A 16,374-nucleotide genomic window follows, 5' to 3' on the forward strand; every position below is an offset into this window, starting at 1 on the left:
TGCCGGTGTCAGGGGCGATGCGCGCGCAGGTCGCGCAGGAGCGCGCGTGCTTCGTCCTCCTGCTTGGGAGCGTAGCGCCAATCGCTGAAGCGCGCGGTGAGGGGCGTGAGCGCGGCGGACCGGGGTCGCAGCTCCACCACGCGCGCCGCCCATGCGGTCGCGGTCTCGTGCGGCTGCCGCCCCAGGCCGAGGCGCCGGTAGCGCGCCCCGAGCCGGTGCCAGGCGCGCAGCACCGGATCGCGTTCGCGTTCGCCGCGCGCGACCAGCCAGAGCATGCCGGCCAGGGCCACGCATGCCACGAGTGCGAACAGCAGCGCCAGCTGGACGCCGTCGAGGTCGCGGCCGGTCACTGCGTGCAGGATGCTTTGCTGGCGATCGGCATCGAAGCCCAGCACCATGTCGTTCCAGCCGCGCCGCATCCAGTCGCCGATGTCCATCATCGGGGCCAGCGCCCGGAGACCGGCCGGGCTGCGCCCGGTGCGGTCGGCGAGGGTGTCGTAGATGCGCTCGGGCGCCACGGCCGCGGTCGGGTCGACGCGCACCCAGCCGCGCTCCGGCAGCCAGATCTCGGCCCAGGCGTGGGCGTCGGAGTTGCGCACGATCCAGTAGTCGCCGACCGGATTGCGGTAGCCGCCGACGTAGCCGGTGGCTACGCGCGCCGGAATCCCGGACGCGCGCATCAGCACCACGAAGGCCTGGCTGAAGTGCTCGCAGAAGCCCTGCTTCTGGTCGAACAGGAATTCGTCCACGGCGTGGCGCCCGGGCAGGGGCGTGCCCAGCGTGTAGCCGAACTCGGCGCGGATCCACGCCAGCGCGCGGTTGGCGATGGCCGCGTCCGCTGCCGCGCCTTCGCCGGTCTCGGCGCGCCAGACCTGCGCCAGGGCCAGCGTGCGTGGATTGAAGCCGTCGGGCAGGCGCAGCGCCGCGCTGCGCAGGAACGGCCGGAGTTCGGGCTCGAACACGACCGGCGCGGCCGAGGTCATCCGCCAGCGCGTGACCGATGACAGCGGGCGTCGCGTGGACAGGACCTGTTCGTACGTCCGCTCGACCCCGTCGGGCACGTCGACCGGAAGCTCGAGCGCGACCAGCATGCGGCGCTCCGTGGGTTCGACCTCGACCTCGTAGCTGTAGCGTCGCGCGCCGTGCTCGACGGTGGCGGCCGGCAGCGCGCTGAACCAGCGCGAAGTCGTCCACTCGCGGCCGTCGTAGTTCCACAGCACCGGCCCGCGCCAGTACATCTCCGATGTCGGAGGGACAGGGCCGTCGAAGCTGACGCGCAGCGCCGGGCTGTCGTCGTTCATCATGTCGAGCCACTGGCCGGGCGCCATGCTGTCCGAGAGGCCGGGCAACGAGATCACGCGCTCGGGCACGCCCCACAGCGGCGTCGCCATGCGCGGAAACAGCCAGAATGCGGCCAGCGCCAGCGGCAGGCCGATGGCGGCCATGGCCGCGACGCGACGCAGGCGCTCGCGCGCGGGCAGGGTGCGGGTCTCGTCGCTTTCCAGTTCGGCCAGGCGCAGCATCGCGGCCAGCGCCGCCAGTGCGCCGCCAAGTCCCAGCACCAGGCTCAGCGGCCCCTGGTCGAGCAGGAAGGTCGCGAACGGCGCGAACAGTGCAAAGCCGAGCAGGCTGCGTCCGTCGCGCAGCGTGCTGAGCTCCATCGGCTTGAGCGCGAGCATGGCCGCCAGCAGCGCGCAGCCGGTGTCGCGGCCGAAACCGAAACCCGACTGGACCAGCACCAGCGCGACCAGCGCCACCGAAAGCACCACGCGCAGCGCACCGGGAAGGCGTCGCCGCCACGACAGCGCGCCGACCAGCACTGCGACCGCGGCGAGGCCGGCGGCCAGCGGCCCCGGCAACTGCAGCAGCAGGGACAGGAGGCAGGTCGCGGCCGCGCCCAGGGTCCACGCCCGCGCCTGCGGATCCAGCGCCATGCTGCGGCGTGCCTCAGCCACGGCCGGGCTCCGAGTCAGTCGCTGCGGGCAACAGCGCCAGCGCGCGCAGGCAGGCGTGGCGATGCGCGGCACCGCGACCGGGGCCGATGGCCTGCCGCGGCAGCTTCAGCCGATAACGGCGACCTTCGCGCTCGGCGTCGTCGACCCAGCGCGCCAGGCGGCGGATGCGTTCTTCGTATGCAAGCGTTAACTGCGACCAGTCCAGCACGACGTCGGCGCCCTGGGGCTGCTCGTACTCGCGCACCAGCAATGCCCCGCGCCGCGCGGACGGCTTCCAGGCGATCGCACGCCGCGAGTCGCCGCGGCGGTAGGCGCGCAGGTGGTGCACATCATCCCCCGCCGGATGCAGCCGCGCCTGGGGCGCATCCCCGGCACCGTGCGGCAGCGGCGGCGCCTCCGCCTCGGGTCGCGGATACACCAGCAGTGGCTCCACGGGCCAGGCATAGGCCCAGGCGCGGGCGATGCCGAGCGGTCGCGTCGTCGAGATCGTGATGCGTCCCGGCCGCAGCCAGCCGCGCTGCCGGGTGGGCAGCGCCAGGCGCGCCTCGCCGGCGCCGTCGACCAGCGAGGCGAAGGTCTCCACGCCGCCCACCGCCACGCGCAGGCCGCGCCGCGCGCGCGCCGGATCCGCACGCAGGTGCACGCGCAGCGTCAACGGCGCACCCGCCGGTACCGGCTCGGCGTCGACGGCAACCACGCGCAGCGCGGACAGCTGCAGGTGCGCGGCAAACAGACTGGTATTGCCGGCACCGGCCAGCAGCAGGGCCAGCAGCAGGGCGGGGTTGTTGTTGTAGTTCAGCGCGCCCAGCAGCATCACCGCCAGCAGGGCGACGAAGAACGCGCCGAAGGCGGTCGGCAGGACGTAGATGCGGCGGCGGTCGAAGGTGACCGGCAGCGACTCCGGGCGCCGCGGGCGAGCGAACGACCCCAGGCGCGCGCGCAGGCCGGCCAGCCACCCGAGCACCATGTTCAGTCGACCGCGACGGCGTGCAGGATCGCCTGCGCCAGTCCGGCTTCGTCGCCGGCGTCGGCATCGGCCACGAGGCGATGCGCGGCGACCGCGGCGAACAGCGTCTGCACGTCATCGGGCAGCACGTGGCCGCGCCCGAGCAGCAACGCGTGCGCACGCGCCGCACGCAGCAGGGCGATGCCGGCGCGCGGCGACAGGCCGACGCGGATCCCGGCGTGGTGGCGGCTGCGCTCGAGCAGCGCCTGCACGTAGCGCACGAGCGCGTCGCTGGCATGCACTGCCATCACCGCCTCGCGCAGGCGCAGCACCTCGTCGGCGCCAAGCACCGGCATCGCGCGCGCGATCAGGTCGCGGCGGTCGATGCCGGCCAGCAGGGCGCGCTCGGCATCCGCGTCCGGATAGCCCAGCTGCAGCCGGAGCAGGAACCGGTCGAGCTGTGAGTCGGGCAATGGATAGGTGCCGGCAAGATCGACCGGGTTCTGGGTGGCGATGACGAAGAACGGATCGGGCAGCGCGTGCGTGGTGCCGTCGACGGTGACCTGGTGTTCGGCCATGGCTTCGAGCAGCGCGCTCTGCGTGCGCGGCGGCGCGCGGTTGATCTCGTCGGCCAGCAGCACGTGCGCGAACACCGGGCCGGGATGGAAGGTGAAGCGCGCGGCCTGCGCGTCGTACACCGAGACGCCGACGATGTCGGAGGGCAGCAGGTCGGATGTGAACTGCACGCGCTGGAAGCCAAGGCCCAGCGTCGCGGCCAGCGCATGCGCCAGCGTGGTCTTGCCCAGTCCGGGCAGGTCCTCGATCAACAGGTGGCCGTCCGAGAGCAGCGCCGTGAAGGCGAACCGGACCGCCTGCGCCTTGCCCAGTACCAGTGAGTTCACCTGGTCCTGCGCATCATGCAGGGCATTGCGCAGGGGGTCGGGTAGCATGTCCGGGTTTGCGGACTGGGCTGTCATGCCGTGCTCCGTGAGGGTCCATCGAAGTGTAACGAGGTCGTTGCCGGATGCGGGAAAAGATCGACGCGCGTGCGACCTTCGTCGCCCTGTGGTGCGCGCTGCTGCTGCTCAAGGCAGTGGTGGCGGCGCGCCTGCCACTGTTCGTGGACGAAGCCTTTTACTGGCAGGAGAGCAGGCACCTGGCCTGGGCCTACTCCGACCTGCCGGGGCTGACGGCGTGGCTGATCCGCATCGGCACCTCGGTCTTCGGCGACGACGCGTTGGCGCTGCGCATGCCGTTCCTGCTGCTGGCGTCGCTCGTGCCGTGGCTCGTGGTGCGCATCACCGCGCGCGAGTACGGCGAGCGGATGGGCTGGCTGGCGGGCATCGCCGCGCTGCTGCTGCCGTTGTCGGGCACGCTCGGGCTGATGGCGCTCCCGGACGCGCCCATGGTCGTGGCCACTCTGTTGTGCCTGGATGCCGGCACGCGTTTGCTGCGCAAGGTCGGCTATGGCGCCGCGCTGCAGCTTGCCATGGGCCTGGCCATCGGCGCGCTCAGCCACTATCGCTTCGCGGCGGTGATCGGCGTGGGCGCGCTTGCGCTGTTGATACTGCCGCAGGGGCGGCAGGCCCTGCGCGATCCACGGCTGTGGATCGCCATCGCCTTCGGTGCCGCGGCATGGACCCCGCTGCTGGCCTGGAACTTCGAGAACGCGGAGGCCGGCCTGCGCTTCCAGCTGGTTGATCGCCACCCCTGGGCATGGCAGGCCGATGGCGCCTGGTTCATCGCCATCCAGACGCTGCTGGCCACGCCGCTGCTGTTCGCGGGCCTGCTGTGGGCCGGCTGGCGCGGCGCCTTCGCGAAGTCCGAGCCGGTGCGCTTCATCGCGCTGTCAGGTGGCTTGGTGGTGCTCGGTTTCTTCGTGCTCGGCTTCTTCGCCGACACGGAGCGGGTGAGCTTCCATTGGCCGCTGCCGGGCCTGGTGGCGCTGTTGCCGTTGCTGCCCGCCTTGCTGCAGCGCTGGCCGCGCTGGCTGCGCGTGCTGGCCTGGGCCACCGCCGGCGCCGGGCTGGCAGCCGTCCTCGGTTACTACGCGCTGGTCTCGGTGCCCGAGCTGCGCGCACGGACCGCATCGCTGAAGTGGTACCCGTCGAACTTCGCAGGCTGGGACGTGCTGGCCGATGGCGTGCGCGAGGTGCGCGAGGGCATGCCCGAAGGCACGCGGCTGGTGGCCGACAACTTCAAGGTCGGTGCCGAACTCGGTTTCGCGCTGGGCGACCCCGCGATCGAAGTGCTCGAGCATCCGGTGAACCGCCAGCATGGCCGCGCGCCACAGCTGCGCCTCTGGGGCCTGGAGGCGACGGGCGCCACCGACCCGGGTGGGCCTGTGCTGCTGGTCGTCGCCGCCAGCGAAGTCGAATACAAGCACCTGTTGTTGCGTTACCACGCCCTGTGCAGGCGCTTCGGGCCGCTGCCACCGCCCCGCGTATTGAACGTCGACCATGGGCGCACGCGGTTCCTGCTGTTCGCGATGGATGCGAGCGAGGCCCGTACCGACGGTGATGCGTGCACGCTCCCGGCGATGGCCTGGCTCGACACCCCCGCGGCCGGTGCGCGGCTCGACCGGACCTTCGCGGTCGAAGGCTGGGCGTTCAAGGACGGCGTCGGCATCGAGCGCGTGGAAGTGACGCTGGATGGTCGCGTCGTGGCGGAAGCCGACTACGGCATCCACAGCCCCGGAGTGGCCGACTACTGGGACATCTCCACCGATGCCAGCCATCCGCGCGTCGGTTTCTCCGCGACCGTCGCGCTGCCGCCGGGCAGCGCCGGCGCGCACTGGCTCGGCCTGCGCCTGCATGGCCGAGACGGCAGCGTTGAAGACTGGTCCGAGCAGCGCATCGTCGTCACCGCTGCCCGACCCTGAGCCTCAGGGCAGGACCAGTCCGGACGCGCGCAGCAGGCGGATGGTTTCCAGCAGCGGCAGGCCGACGAGCGCGGTGGGGTCGCGGCTTTCGATCGATTCGAACAGGGTGATGCCCAGGCCCTCGGACTTGAAGCTGCCGGCGCAGTCGAAGGGCTGCTCGAGGTCGACGTAACGCTCGATCTCGGCGCGGCCGAGGCGGCGGAAGCGCACCACGGTCGTGTCCAGTGCGCTGGTAACGGATCCGTCCGATGCCACGGCCACCGCGGTGCGGAAGGCCACGGTGCATCCGGACATGGTCTCGAGCTGCGCGATCGCGGCCGCCCGTCCGCCAGCCTTGCCGACGGCCACGCCATCGAAGTCCGCGACCTGGTCGGAGCCGATCACGCGCGCCCCGGGGCGCAGCGCGGCCACGGCTTCGGCCTTGGCCACGGCCAGGCGCAGGGCGAGGGCGGTCGGGGTTTCGCCGGCGAAGGCGGCTTCGTCCACCTCTGGGCGCACGGTATCGAACGGCAGCCGCAGCCGGGCGAGGAGTTCACGGCGGTAGGGCGAGGTCGAGGCCAGCACCAGGCCGGGCGTGGCGCTCACGCCAGCGGCGCCCGGGCGCGTTCGATGCGCTGGAGCTGCTGGTCGATGCGGGCGCGCGCGCCGTCGATCGATGCCCGCACCGCGTCGAGCTGGTCGGGCGAGGCGGTAGCGCCGTGCTGCTGCAGCCACAGCCGCTGGCGCAGCATTTCCTGCAGGGCCTCGCGCACGGGGTCCTGGCCTTCGCCGGCCACGGCCTCGATCTCGCTGCGCGCGGTCCGCAGCCTGGATTCGAGGGCGTCGGCGGCGTCCAGGACGCCGGCCATCGCCCGTTGATGGCGGTGCAGGCCGCGGCGCCGGTGCAGGATGAAGCCGGCGACCAGTCCGGCGGCAGCGATCAGGAGCAGTGTCGGGGTCAACCTGGAGGCCTCGCTTCGTGGACCCGCAGTCTGCCGGGGGGCCGGCCGCCGAGGCAAATTGCCCGCCACGGCGAGGGTTTTACGGCGTGGGGCGGTTTGACAGCGGGCGATCCGAGGCCTAACATTCCGCGGCTTATGTCCGCAGACGTGCCCGAGGTACTGGACGCTTGGCGCATGGTTGCGGCCCGGCGAGAGTTCGCTGGACGCCTGCCGCTGTCCGCTTTGCCACGCCTGCGCGAGGCACTGGTCGACGACGCGGGCGAGGTGGCGTTCACGCTGTCCTTCGATCGCGACGCGCTGCAGGTGCCTTACGTCGAACTGGCAATCGAAGCGCAGCTGCCGCTGCTTTGCCAGCGCACGCTGCAGCGCTTCGTGTTCCCGGTGTCGCTGGTGCAGCGGCTGGGGCTGCTGCGGGCCGAGGACGACGGGGACGAGGTTGCCGAAGCCGCGCTGCCGCCGGGCTATGAAGCCCTGGCCGTGGCCGACGACGGAACCGTCCGCCCCGTCGACCTGGTCGAAGATGAGCTGATCCTGGCCGTGCCGGTGGTGCCGGTGTCGCCAGGGTCGGAAAGCGTCGAACGCGACTGGCCGGTCGCCGCCGACGAAGAAGCGCAGGCCAACCCGTTCGCGGCGTTGGCGGCGCTGAAGAAGAACGTTTGAGCTACCCCATTCCGTTGCTGGAGCAATCCCATGGCTGTACAGAAGTCCCGCGTTTCCCCCTCCCGCCGTGGCATGCGTCGTGCGCATGACGCGCTCTCGGCGAAGCAGCTGTCGACCGACCCGACCTCGGGCGAGACCCACATCCGCCACCACATGACCGCCGACGGCTTCTACCGTGGCCGCCAGGTCATCGTGCCCAAGAGCAAGGTGGTCGAGGAAGATTGACCCCGCGCGTCCGTCCTCGTGACGGACGATGCCCTGGCCGTGGCGCCCCGTGCGCCGCGCGCCCGCAGGTGCCATGATCGGCGCCCAGCAACACGCGAGGTCCGTCCCAAGTCATGAGTGAGTCCGCCGCACAGCGCATCTATGCGCGCATTGCAGGGACAGGCAGCTACCTGCCGTCCAAGGTCCTGACCAACGACGACCTGGCGAAGTTCGTCGATACGTCGGACGAATGGATCGCCGCGCGCACTGGCATCCGCCAGCGCCACGTTGCCGCCGAGGGCGAGACCACCGGCGACCTTGCCGTGCATGCCGCCCTGCGCGCGCTGGAAGCCGCGGGCACCGATGCCTCCGAGATCGACCTGATCATCGTCGGCACGACCACCCCGGACCTCATTTTCCCGTCCACCGCCTGCCTGGTGCAGGCGCGCCTGGGCGTGGCTGGCTGCCCGGCCTTCGACGTCAACGCCGCATGCTCGGGGTTCATCTTCGCGCTGGGCGTGGCCGAGAAATTCATCGCCTCGGGCTCGGTGAAGACCGCGCTGGTGATCGGCTCGGAAACGCTGACGCGCATGGTCGATTGGAGCGAGCGCACCACGGCCGTGCTGTTCGGCGACGGCGCCGGCGCGGTCGTGCTCAAGGCCGACACCGAGACCGGCATCCTCAGCACCCACCTGCACGCCGACGGCGCCAAGAAGGAACTGCTTTGGAACCCGGTGGGCGTGTCGGTCGGGTTCAAGGAAAACGAGAAGAACGCCGGCGTCCGCATCCAGATGGCCGGCAGCGACGTGTTCAAGCACGCGGTGCGCGCGCTTGACGCCATCGTCGAGGAGACGCTCGAAGCCAACGGCATCGACCGCCACGACATCGACTGGCTGATCCCGCACCAGGCCAACCTGCGCATCATCGAAGCCACGGCCAAGCGCCTGGAGATGCCGATGGAGCGCGTCATCGTCACCGTCGACAGGCATGGCAACACCTCGTCGGGCTCGGTGCCGCTGGCGCTGGACGAAGCGGTGCGCGCGGGCAAGGTCCAGCGCGGCCAGCTGCTGCTGCTGGAAGCCTTCGGCGGCGGGTTTACCTGGGGCTCGGCGCTGCTGCGCTACTGAGGCGACCGTACCCGGATGGACCAAGGCCGCGAATTCCGCGGCCTTTTCGTTGGCTGCCAGCTGATCCGCGGGACCACACCCGGGTGGTGCCCGCGGAGCCATTCCGGGACGCCATCGATCAGCCAAGTTGTGCCCGACAGCACGGATTGCAGCCAGACGCACGGGTGGACGCGCTTGTAGACTGGCGTTGGCGGTGGCGTGCTCCGCCCTGGAGTCGGTGTTTCGACAGGAGGTCGTACATGCCCCGCAGTCCACTTGCCGCGTTCCCGGCACTGGTCCTGGCCCTGGTGCTGGCCGCGATGCCGGCGTGTACGCCGGCCTTGCGCGCCGAAGCGCCGGAATGGTTCGAGCTCGAGCGCGCGATGGGTGCGGATTGCCGCAGCGCGTTCGTCACCGATCCTCCGCTCGCCGACACGGCCTGCTATGGGCCGCTCCCCGCGCACGTCGCGGAATTCATCGAACGCCTTCCGGACAGCCACCGTTTCGTCGGGGCCGCCGAGCGTGCCGCCGCCCGCGCCCCGCAGATCTACAAGGCCGTGCCGGGTAACGGCCGGCGTCCCGACATTGTCGCGATGATCGAGCACCTCAGCCCGTTCTGGATCCGCTCGTTCGAAGGCGCCGATCCGGACACCACCGTCTACATGGTCTACGGGCCCGACTGCGACGCGGGCCGTCGCGATCCCGATGACCCTGCGCGGAGGATCTGCCGCTCCGATGACGCCTATTTCCGCGACGTCGTGCTGTATCGCGTCCACCGGGGCGGACCACCCGAAGAGGTGACCGCCGAGCTCGCCCCACCTGCACCGGGGATGACGCCGGACGAGCAGCGCAGGTACGGACGCTACCTGGCCGCGGAGGGCGCCGCGCGCAGCACGGACGTGAAGCTGGACGTGAGCCGGCTCGCCTACGTGCCCGTGCTGCGCTGGGTGTTCAGGCCTGTCGACTACGGCGACTACGAACCCCCCGCGATGCCGGCCTCGGACCCGCGCGCCTATGAGGATTCCGACTGGCGTGCGCGCGCGGCGCATTTCGGCTTCCTCGTCTGGAATGGAGAGCGTTTCGAACTGCAGGATGAGGTGTCCGCGACGCTATGGCCCTGCCGCACCGTGCGGCACGACGGCCACAACTGCGCGGCCGGGCATGACGTCACCGTCGACCGCTATCTCCACCTCGACGGATCAGGGACGACCCGATGAGCAACCCGCACCCGGTGGAAGCCACCACCATCGACATCCGCGCCTCGGCCGATGCCGTGATCGAACTGCTGCAGACCGGTCGCGCGGTGGAAGCGCTCGAACGCCTCGAGCGGGATCGGGCCGGTGAGCACCCGGTCGTCCAGGAGGCGCTGGACCGGTACGTGGCCGCCGGCGCAAGGGAGGAGCTCACCCGGCTTGGTGGCCTGGAGATGGCGGAGACCATGTCGGCATCCTCCGCGGTGCTGGACCGGTTGCAACAGGCGACGGCGGCGCCCAGGAAGCCCGACTACGACGCGCGCGACGCGGCGCAGCCCAACGAGCTGGTCGGCCTGACCGATGCCCAGACCTACGACGTCTACGCCAGCATGGTCGCCGCGCGCGGCAGCACTGCGGCGCGCGCCGCGCTCGATGACGGCGATGCCGTGCTGCTGGGACTGCGCGCGGAGACCCACACGCTGGCCTCGGCGGATGCGCATGCGCGCCGCGGCACCGGCGTGTACGACGACCATATCGTGGTCCTGCGGAAGGGGCCCGACGGCGAGCGCAACTGGTTCATCGCCGATCGTGCGAGCACCGAGCCCACCGCACAGTACGACCATCATGCCGGCAGCGACGGGACGCGGGCCTTCGGCGACGGTGGGCGGGAGCGCCGGGACCTCGACCCCAGCCCGGGGTACGAAGACGTGTCGCGGCGGAAGATCGAGGGCGAGGACGTCAACGCGGATTCCTACCGCGACCTCGGGCGGCTGGCCGAAGGCAGCATCGAGATGCTGCGGACCACCCATCCCGCGAGGGGGCGCGCCACGGACTTCTCGCTGCGGCCCACGCTGGCCCAGATCGACGACCCCGCGAGTGCCACCCTCGTCGAGCGCGATACCAATGCGGATGGCTGGTTCGACGCGGCGGACGTCAACGGCGTCCAGGCGCTCAACAACACCTTCAAGATCCACAGTGGTTCGCGCCGCAACACAGACTCGGCGGGGTGCCAGACCATCCACCCGGAGGACTACGACCGCTTCATACGCGAGGTCACTGCCAATCCGGAACAGGACCGTTGGCAGTACGTGCTCACATCCACCGCCGGCGAGCCCGCGCGCGAGGTCGAGCTGGCTGGGGTCCACCCGGCCGTGTTCGGCGACCCGATGGTCGATGGCTACCTGGCGGCGGTGATGGCGGGTGATACGGAGCAGGTGGACCGGATCGCCGGCGAGTTCGCGCGATCCGACGAAGGCCGGTGGCTCGCGCAGGCCGGTGACCGGGAGCTGGCACAGGACCGCCTGCAGGCGGGGCAGCAACGCGAAGCCCAGGCACTCGCACCGCGGGAGCCCGCGCTGCAGATGTAGGCCGCGTGCCCGGCGCACGGGCACGGCTCAATACGGGCGGGTACAGACGCAGCGGGCCGTTCACCATTATCATCGCCCGGCTTTTTCCATTTGGATCACCGGCTTGACCACTTCCCACCTCGCTTTCGTGTTTCCCGGCCAGGGCTCGCAGTCGCAAGGCATGCTCGCCGACCTGGCCGAGGTGCATGTGGTGGTGCGTGACACTTTCGCCGAAGCCTCCGACGGCGCCGGCGTCGACCTCTGGGGGCTGTCGCAGGACGCCGTCGACCGTCGCCTGGATCGCACGGAATTCACTCAGCCGGCCCTCCTGGCCGCGGGCGTGGCGACATGGCGCGCCTGGCAGGCTGCTGGCGGGGCGATGCCGTCGGTGCTGGCCGGCCACAGCCTGGGCGAATACTCCGCGCTGGTCGCCGCCGGCGCGCTGCCGCTGGCTGACGCTGCGCGACTGGTGCGCCTGCGCGGCCAGCTGATGCAGGACGCCGCGCCCGCCGGCACCGGCGCCATGGCCGCGGTCATCGGCGCCGAGGATGCGCTGGTGCGCGAGACCTGCGTTGAAGCCTCGGGTGAGGAGGTGGTGGTGCCGGCCAACTTCAACTCCCCCGGCCAGGTGGTGATCGGTGGCCACGCCGCCGCCGTCGACCGTGCACTCGAGCTGCTGGCCGCCAAGGGCGTGCGCAAGGTGGTCAAGCTCGCCGTCAGCGTGCCCTCGCACACGCCGCTGATGCGCGAAGCCGCCAACCGCCTCTCCGAAGCGATGTCCGGCTTGGCCTGGAGCGAACCGTCGCTGCCGGTCGTGCAGAACGTCGACGCCGAGGTGCATGACGGCGTCAACGCCATCCGCGACGCGCTGGTGCGCCAGCTGTACCTGCCGGTGCAGTGGACCGACTGCGTCCAGGCCCTGGCCGGCCGCGGCGCCACCCGCATCGCCGAATGCGGCCCCGGCAAGGTCCTCACCGGCCTCGCCCGCCGCATCGAAAAATCCCTCGAAGCCCGCGCGCTGGGCACCGTCGCTGACTTCGACGCGGCGCTGGCGGAGTGGAAAAGCTGATTTGGCCACGGATTTACGCGGATTACGCGGATCGAAGCGAGGCCAGTCCGAATACCGCGCTCCGCATCTGCTTCTTTTACGGAAGGATTTGCGGTGACAATCTTGCCTCGGCCAGATCCGCGTAAATCCGTGGCAAAAAAGCTTTGACTGACACAGGTAGAACCATATGACCCAGGAACTGAAAGGCGAGATCGCGCTGGTTACGGGCGCAAGCCGTGGCATTGGCGCGGCGATTGCCGACGAGCTGGCCGCGCGTGGCGCGACGGTGGTCGGTACCGCGACAAGCGACGCCGGTGCCAGGGCGATCGGTGAGCGGCTGGCGGGGCAGGGTGGCCATGGCCGCGTGCTCGATGTCGCCGCGGCCGGTGCGATCGAAGACCTGATCGACGCCATCGGCAAGGACGTCGGCGCGATCTCGATCCTGGTCAACAACGCCGGCATCACCCGCGACAACCTGCTGATGCGCATGAAGGACGAGGACTGGCAGGCCATCCTCGATACCAACCTCACCAGCGTCTACCGCAGCAGCAAGGCGGTGATGCGCGGCATGATGAAGGCCCGCCGGGGCCGCATCATCAACATCGCCTCGGTGATCGGCGTGACCGGCAATGCCGGCCAGGCCAACTACGCGGCGGCCAAGGCCGGCGTCATCGCGTTCAGCAAGTCGCTGGCGAAGGAAATCGGCAGCCGCGGCGTGACCGTCAACGTGGTCGCCCCCGGCTTCATTGCCACCGACATGACCCGCGACCTGTCCGACGACATCAAGTCCGCGCTGGTTGGCCAGGTCGCGCTGGGCCGCCTTGGCGAGCCTGCCGACATCGCCCGGGCGGTCGCGTTCCTGGCGGGTCCGGATGCCGGCTACATCACCGGCGAAACCCTGCACGTCAACGGCGGGATGTACATGCCGTAAAGCGAGACGGCCGCCAAGTCCTTGAATGAAAAGGGACGGAATCGGCCCGTACCACCCCCACGCGAATCCCTTACACTACCCACCGCAACAGCCTCCACCGGAGCCAAATACCAATGAGCAGCATCGAAGAGCGCGTCAAGAAGATCGTCGTCGAACAACTGGGCGTCAAGGAAGACGAGGTCAGCGCCAGCGCCTCGTTCGTCGACGACCTGGGTGCGGATTCCCTCGACACCGTCGAACTGGTGATGGCCCTCGAAGAAGAGTTCGAGTGCGAGATCCCGGACGAAGAAGCCGAGAAGATCACTTCGGTGCAGCAGGCGATCGACTACGTCAAGGCCCACGTCAAGGCCTGAGTCGCCAGGCGGCGCATGGCGCCGCACCGAGCACAAAACCCGGGGCCGCTGACGCGGCCTCGGGCGTTTCCGGCGCGCCGCGCGTGGCGTGCACAACCGTCCAGGAGTCCACATGTCCAAGCGTCGCGTCGTCATCTCCGGCCTCGGCATCCTGTCGCCGCTCGGCAATGACCTGGCCTCGTCATGGCAGGGCATCGTGGACGGCCGTTCGGGCATCGGCCCGATCACCAATTTCGACGCCTCGGCCTTCGCCACGCGCATCGCGGGCGAGGTCAAGGGCTTCGATCCCACGAAGTGGATCGCGGCCAAGGACGTCAAGAAGATGGATCCCTTCGTCCATTACGGCGTGGCGGCGGCGATGATGGCGCTGGCCGACGCCGGCCTTGACGTCGCGGCCGACGATCCGGAGCGCATCGGCGTCGCCATCGGTGCTGGCATCGGCGGACTGAAGGGCATCGAGGAAACCGCGATCAAGTACCACGAGGCCGGCCCGCGCCGGATCTCGCCGTTCTACGTGCCCAGCACGATCATCAACATGATCGCCGGCCAGGTGTCGATGATGACCGGCGCCAAGGGCCCGAACATCGCCGCGGTCACCGCCTGCACCACGGCCACGCACAACATCGGCCTGGCGATGCGCATGATCCAGTACGGCGATGCCGACGCGATGATCGCCGGCGGCGCCGAGTTCGCGACCACGCCGACGTCGCTGGGCGGCTTCTGCGCCATGAAGGCGCTGTCGACCCGCAATGACGATCCCGAGCGCGCTTCGCGTCCATGGGACGAGGGCCGCGACGGCTTCGTCATGGGCGATGGCGCCGGCGTGCTGGTGATCGAGGAATACGAGCGCGCGAAGGCGCGGGGCGCGCGGATCTACGCGGAGCTTGCCGGCTTCGGCATGAGCGGCGACGCGTACCACATGACCGCGCCCAGCGAAAATGGCGAGGGCGGCGCGCGCTGCATGGTGGCCGCGATCCGCGACGCCGGCATCGACCCCTCCGAGGTTGGCTACATCAACGCCCACGGCACCTCGACCCCACAGGGCGACCTGGCCGAGACCATGGGCATCAAGAGCGTGTTGGGCGACCACGCGCGCAAGGTCATGGTCAGCTCGACCAAGTCGATGACCGGGCACCTGCTGGGCGCCGCAGGCGGCGTCGAAGCGGTGTTCTCGACGATGGCGCTGCACACCGGCGTCATTCCGCCGACCATCAACCTCGACAATCCCTCCGAGGGCTGCGACCTGGATTACGTGCCGCACACCGCGCGCGAAAAGCAGGTCGATGTCGCGATGTCGAACTCGTTCGGCTTCGGCGGGACCAACGGCAGCCTGGTGTTCCGCCGTATCTGACCACGGTGCCGCCCGCGGGCGGCAGAACTGCACATGACCCACGTCCGCGCGCTGGCGCCCGGCCTCGACCTGCTCGCGCTGCAGCGGCACGCGCCCGGCCGCTATCCGCTGCTGCTTGAATCGGTCGCTTCCGGCACCGCCCAGGGTCGCTGGGACATGCTGCTGGTGGCCGATGGCGACCGCCTGTCGCTGGGGCGCGATGGCGTCACGCGACGCGCCGACGGCACGCCTGCCGGCAATGATTTCCTGCGCGCGCTGGACTCGGACTGGCAGGACCTGCAGCAACCCGCGCAAGCGGCTCCGTGGCCCTTCCAGGGCGGCTGGGCGCTGCTGCTCGCGTATGAACTGGCTGCCGAAGTCGAGCCGGTGCTCGACTTGCCGCCAGCCCCGGGCGGCCTCCCCGTGGCCGTAGCCTGCCGCTGTCCCGCTGCGGTGTTGCGCGACAGGGTGAGTGGCGAAGCCGTCGTGGTGGCCGAGGAGGGCGCGGAAGCCCTGCTCGATGCCGTGCTGGCCGACGCCGCCCGTGCACCGGACGCCATGGACGGAAGTGCCGAGGCGAACCTCCAGTCCTGGCCCACGCTGCTCGCGTGCCGGGAAGCGCCGGGCGCGGACTATGTCGCCGCTGTCGCCTGCGCGCTGGAGTACATCCGTGCCGGAGACGTCTTCCAGGTCAATCTCTCCCGCGCCTGGGAAGCGCGCTTCGACGCGCCCCTTGCACCCGCCGCGCTGTACGAGCGCCTGCGCCGTGCCAACCCCGCGCCTTTCGCCGGCCTGTTCGACCTGGGCCCGGCCGGCGCCGTGGTCAGCGCATCGCCCGAACGCCTGGTCTCGGTGCGCGGCGACATCGTCGAAACCCGACCCATTGCCGGTACCCGTCCACGCCTGCAGGGCGACGACGAGGCGGGCCGCATCCGCGAGCTCATCGGCCACGCCAAGGAGCGCGCCGAGCACGTGATGCTGGTCGACCTGGAGCGCAACGACCTCGGCCGCGTCTGCACCGCGGGCAGTGTCGAAGTCGACGAACTGATGGTCGTGGAGAGCTACGCCCACGTGCACCACATCGTCAGCAACGTGCGTGGCCGCCTGCGCGCGGACGCCACTCCGGGCGAGGTGCTGCGCGCGGTGTTTCCCGGCGGCACCATCACCGGCGCGCCCAAGGTGCGCTGCATGCAGATCATCGCCGAGCTGGAAGGCGTCGGCCGCGGGGCCTACACCGGCGCCATGGGCTGGCTGGACCGCAGCGGCGACCTCGACCTCAACATCCTGATCCGCAGCGCCGAAGTCCTTGGCCACGCGCTGCGCTTCAACACCGGCGCCGGCATCGTGGCCGACTCCGATCCGCAGCACGAGCTCGACGAGACCCGGATCAAGGCCCGCGGCATGTTGCAGGCCATCGGTGCCTGACCGGCGCCGCGGCCGGCACGGTATCCTTCCGCGCATGCATCCGACCCCCGACCAC

The 16,374-nt window shown here is 70.6% G+C and carries 16 protein-coding genes; 11 read left to right on the forward strand and 5 right to left on the reverse strand.

Features of this window, described 5'->3' with window-relative positions:
- Positions 1-8: 8 nt before the first annotated feature.
- Genes ACW5E8_RS12665 through ACW5E8_RS12675 form a run of 3 tightly spaced genes read right to left on the reverse strand, consistent with a single transcriptional unit; the run spans position 9 to position 3,878 of the window.
- Positions 9-1,934 carry a transglutaminase TgpA family protein gene (locus ACW5E8_RS12665; RefSeq protein WP_456966019.1) on the reverse strand — a complete coding sequence of 642 codons (1,926 nt, stop codon included), beginning with the start codon at positions 1,932-1,934 and terminating at the stop codon, positions 9-11.
- A gap of 13 nt (positions 1,935-1,947) precedes the next feature.
- Positions 1,948-2,922: a DUF58 domain-containing protein gene (locus ACW5E8_RS12670; protein ID WP_456965878.1), complete on the reverse strand. Its 975-nt coding sequence runs from the start codon at positions 2,920-2,922 to the stop codon at positions 1,948-1,950.
- A 2-nt stretch (positions 2,923-2,924) separates the two neighbouring features.
- Positions 2,925-3,878: an AAA family ATPase gene (locus ACW5E8_RS12675; protein WP_456965879.1), complete on the reverse strand. Its 954-nt coding sequence runs from the start codon at positions 3,876-3,878 to the stop codon at positions 2,925-2,927.
- Between the two features lie 47 nt (positions 3,879-3,925).
- Here ACW5E8_RS12675 and ACW5E8_RS12680 point away from each other — a divergent pair, with 47 nt between their 5' ends.
- Complete coding sequence (locus tag ACW5E8_RS12680) at positions 3,926-5,782, forward strand: glycosyltransferase family 39 protein (RefSeq protein WP_456965880.1); 1,857 nt, start codon at positions 3,926-3,928, stop codon at positions 5,780-5,782.
- A gap of 3 nt (positions 5,783-5,785) precedes the next feature.
- Here ACW5E8_RS12680 and ACW5E8_RS12685 read toward each other — a convergent pair whose 3' ends face one another.
- Positions 5,786-6,367, reverse strand: a complete 582-nt coding sequence (locus tag ACW5E8_RS12685) for a Maf family protein (protein WP_456965881.1) — start codon at positions 6,365-6,367, stop codon at positions 5,786-5,788.
- Positions 6,364-6,723, reverse strand: coding sequence for a hypothetical protein (locus tag ACW5E8_RS12690; RefSeq protein WP_456965882.1), 360 nt, complete (start codon positions 6,721-6,723; stop codon positions 6,364-6,366). Before ACW5E8_RS12690 ends, ACW5E8_RS12685 begins: the two co-directional genes overlap by 4 nt.
- A gap of 135 nt (positions 6,724-6,858) precedes the next feature.
- Here ACW5E8_RS12690 and ACW5E8_RS12695 point away from each other — a divergent pair, with 135 nt between their 5' ends.
- The 10 genes from ACW5E8_RS12695 (at position 6,859) to ACW5E8_RS12740 (ending at position 16,319) form a co-directional block, all read left to right on the forward strand.
- Positions 6,859-7,383 (forward strand): YceD family protein, encoded by a 525-nt coding sequence (locus ACW5E8_RS12695; RefSeq protein ID WP_456965883.1) that lies wholly within the window; start codon positions 6,859-6,861, stop codon positions 7,381-7,383.
- Between the two features lie 30 nt (positions 7,384-7,413).
- Positions 7,414-7,608: a 50S ribosomal protein L32 gene (gene rpmF, locus ACW5E8_RS12700; protein ID WP_456965884.1), complete on the forward strand. Its 195-nt coding sequence runs from the start codon at positions 7,414-7,416 to the stop codon at positions 7,606-7,608.
- Between the two features lie 113 nt (positions 7,609-7,721).
- Entirely contained in the window at positions 7,722-8,714 is a 993-nt protein-coding gene (locus ACW5E8_RS12705; protein ID WP_456965885.1) for a beta-ketoacyl-ACP synthase III, read from the forward strand.
- Between the two features lie 239 nt (positions 8,715-8,953).
- Positions 8,954-9,910: a hypothetical protein gene (locus ACW5E8_RS12710; protein ID WP_456965886.1), complete on the forward strand. Its 957-nt coding sequence runs from the start codon at positions 8,954-8,956 to the stop codon at positions 9,908-9,910.
- Positions 9,907-11,253: a hypothetical protein gene (locus tag ACW5E8_RS12715; protein WP_456965887.1), complete on the forward strand. Its 1,347-nt coding sequence runs from the start codon at positions 9,907-9,909 to the stop codon at positions 11,251-11,253. The genes ACW5E8_RS12710 and ACW5E8_RS12715 overlap by 4 nt, the downstream gene beginning before the upstream one ends.
- Positions 11,254-11,356: 103 nt before the next feature.
- Positions 11,357-12,301: an ACP S-malonyltransferase gene (gene fabD, locus ACW5E8_RS12720; protein ID WP_456965888.1), complete on the forward strand. Its 945-nt coding sequence runs from the start codon at positions 11,357-11,359 to the stop codon at positions 12,299-12,301.
- A gap of 166 nt (positions 12,302-12,467) precedes the next feature.
- The gene (gene fabG, locus ACW5E8_RS12725; protein WP_456965889.1) at positions 12,468-13,211 is read left to right on the forward strand and encodes a 3-oxoacyl-ACP reductase FabG; all 744 of its coding nucleotides are present in this window, start codon (positions 12,468-12,470) and stop codon (positions 13,209-13,211) included.
- A gap of 113 nt (positions 13,212-13,324) precedes the next feature.
- Positions 13,325-13,564 carry an acyl carrier protein gene (acpP, locus tag ACW5E8_RS12730; RefSeq protein ID WP_132985143.1) on the forward strand — a complete coding sequence of 80 codons (240 nt, stop codon included), beginning with the start codon at positions 13,325-13,327 and terminating at the stop codon, positions 13,562-13,564.
- A 112-nt stretch (positions 13,565-13,676) separates the two neighbouring features.
- Positions 13,677-14,915: a beta-ketoacyl-ACP synthase II gene (fabF, locus tag ACW5E8_RS12735; protein WP_456965890.1), complete on the forward strand. Its 1,239-nt coding sequence runs from the start codon at positions 13,677-13,679 to the stop codon at positions 14,913-14,915.
- Between the two features lie 33 nt (positions 14,916-14,948).
- Complete coding sequence (locus tag ACW5E8_RS12740) at positions 14,949-16,319, forward strand: aminodeoxychorismate synthase component I (RefSeq protein WP_456965891.1); 1,371 nt, start codon at positions 14,949-14,951, stop codon at positions 16,317-16,319.
- Positions 16,320-16,374 lie beyond the last annotated feature (55 nt).

It is taken from the genome of Luteimonas sp. A649, assembly GCF_054072735.1.

What these genes read in the sequence shown, in the direction of transcription:
- ACW5E8_RS12665 (WP_456966019.1), bottom strand. Translation starts at nt 1,934, where the DNA reads ATGGCGCTGGATCCGCAGGCGCGGGCGTGGACCCTGGGCGCGGCCGCG.
- ACW5E8_RS12670 (WP_456965878.1), bottom strand. Translation starts at nt 2,922, where the DNA reads ATGGTGCTCGGGTGGCTGGCCGGCCTGCGCGCGCGCCTGGGGTCGTTC.
- ACW5E8_RS12675 (WP_456965879.1), bottom strand. Translation starts at nt 3,878, where the DNA reads ATGACAGCCCAGTCCGCAAACCCGGACATGCTACCCGACCCCCTGCGC.
- ACW5E8_RS12680 (WP_456965880.1), top strand. Translation starts at nt 3,926, where the DNA reads ATGCGGGAAAAGATCGACGCGCGTGCGACCTTCGTCGCCCTGTGGTGC.
- ACW5E8_RS12695 (WP_456965883.1), top strand. Translation starts at nt 6,859, where the DNA reads ATGTCCGCAGACGTGCCCGAGGTACTGGACGCTTGGCGCATGGTTGCG.
- rpmF (WP_456965884.1), top strand. Translation starts at nt 7,414, where the DNA reads ATGGCTGTACAGAAGTCCCGCGTTTCCCCCTCCCGCCGTGGCATGCGT.
- ACW5E8_RS12705 (WP_456965885.1), top strand. Translation starts at nt 7,722, where the DNA reads ATGAGTGAGTCCGCCGCACAGCGCATCTATGCGCGCATTGCAGGGACA.
- ACW5E8_RS12710 (WP_456965886.1), top strand. Translation starts at nt 8,954, where the DNA reads ATGCCCCGCAGTCCACTTGCCGCGTTCCCGGCACTGGTCCTGGCCCTG.
- ACW5E8_RS12715 (WP_456965887.1), top strand. Translation starts at nt 9,907, where the DNA reads ATGAGCAACCCGCACCCGGTGGAAGCCACCACCATCGACATCCGCGCC.
- fabG (WP_456965889.1), top strand. Translation starts at nt 12,468, where the DNA reads ATGACCCAGGAACTGAAAGGCGAGATCGCGCTGGTTACGGGCGCAAGC.
- acpP (WP_132985143.1), top strand. Translation starts at nt 13,325, where the DNA reads ATGAGCAGCATCGAAGAGCGCGTCAAGAAGATCGTCGTCGAACAACTG.
- fabF (WP_456965890.1), top strand. Translation starts at nt 13,677, where the DNA reads ATGTCCAAGCGTCGCGTCGTCATCTCCGGCCTCGGCATCCTGTCGCCG.
- ACW5E8_RS12740 (WP_456965891.1), top strand. Translation starts at nt 14,949, where the DNA reads ATGACCCACGTCCGCGCGCTGGCGCCCGGCCTCGACCTGCTCGCGCTG.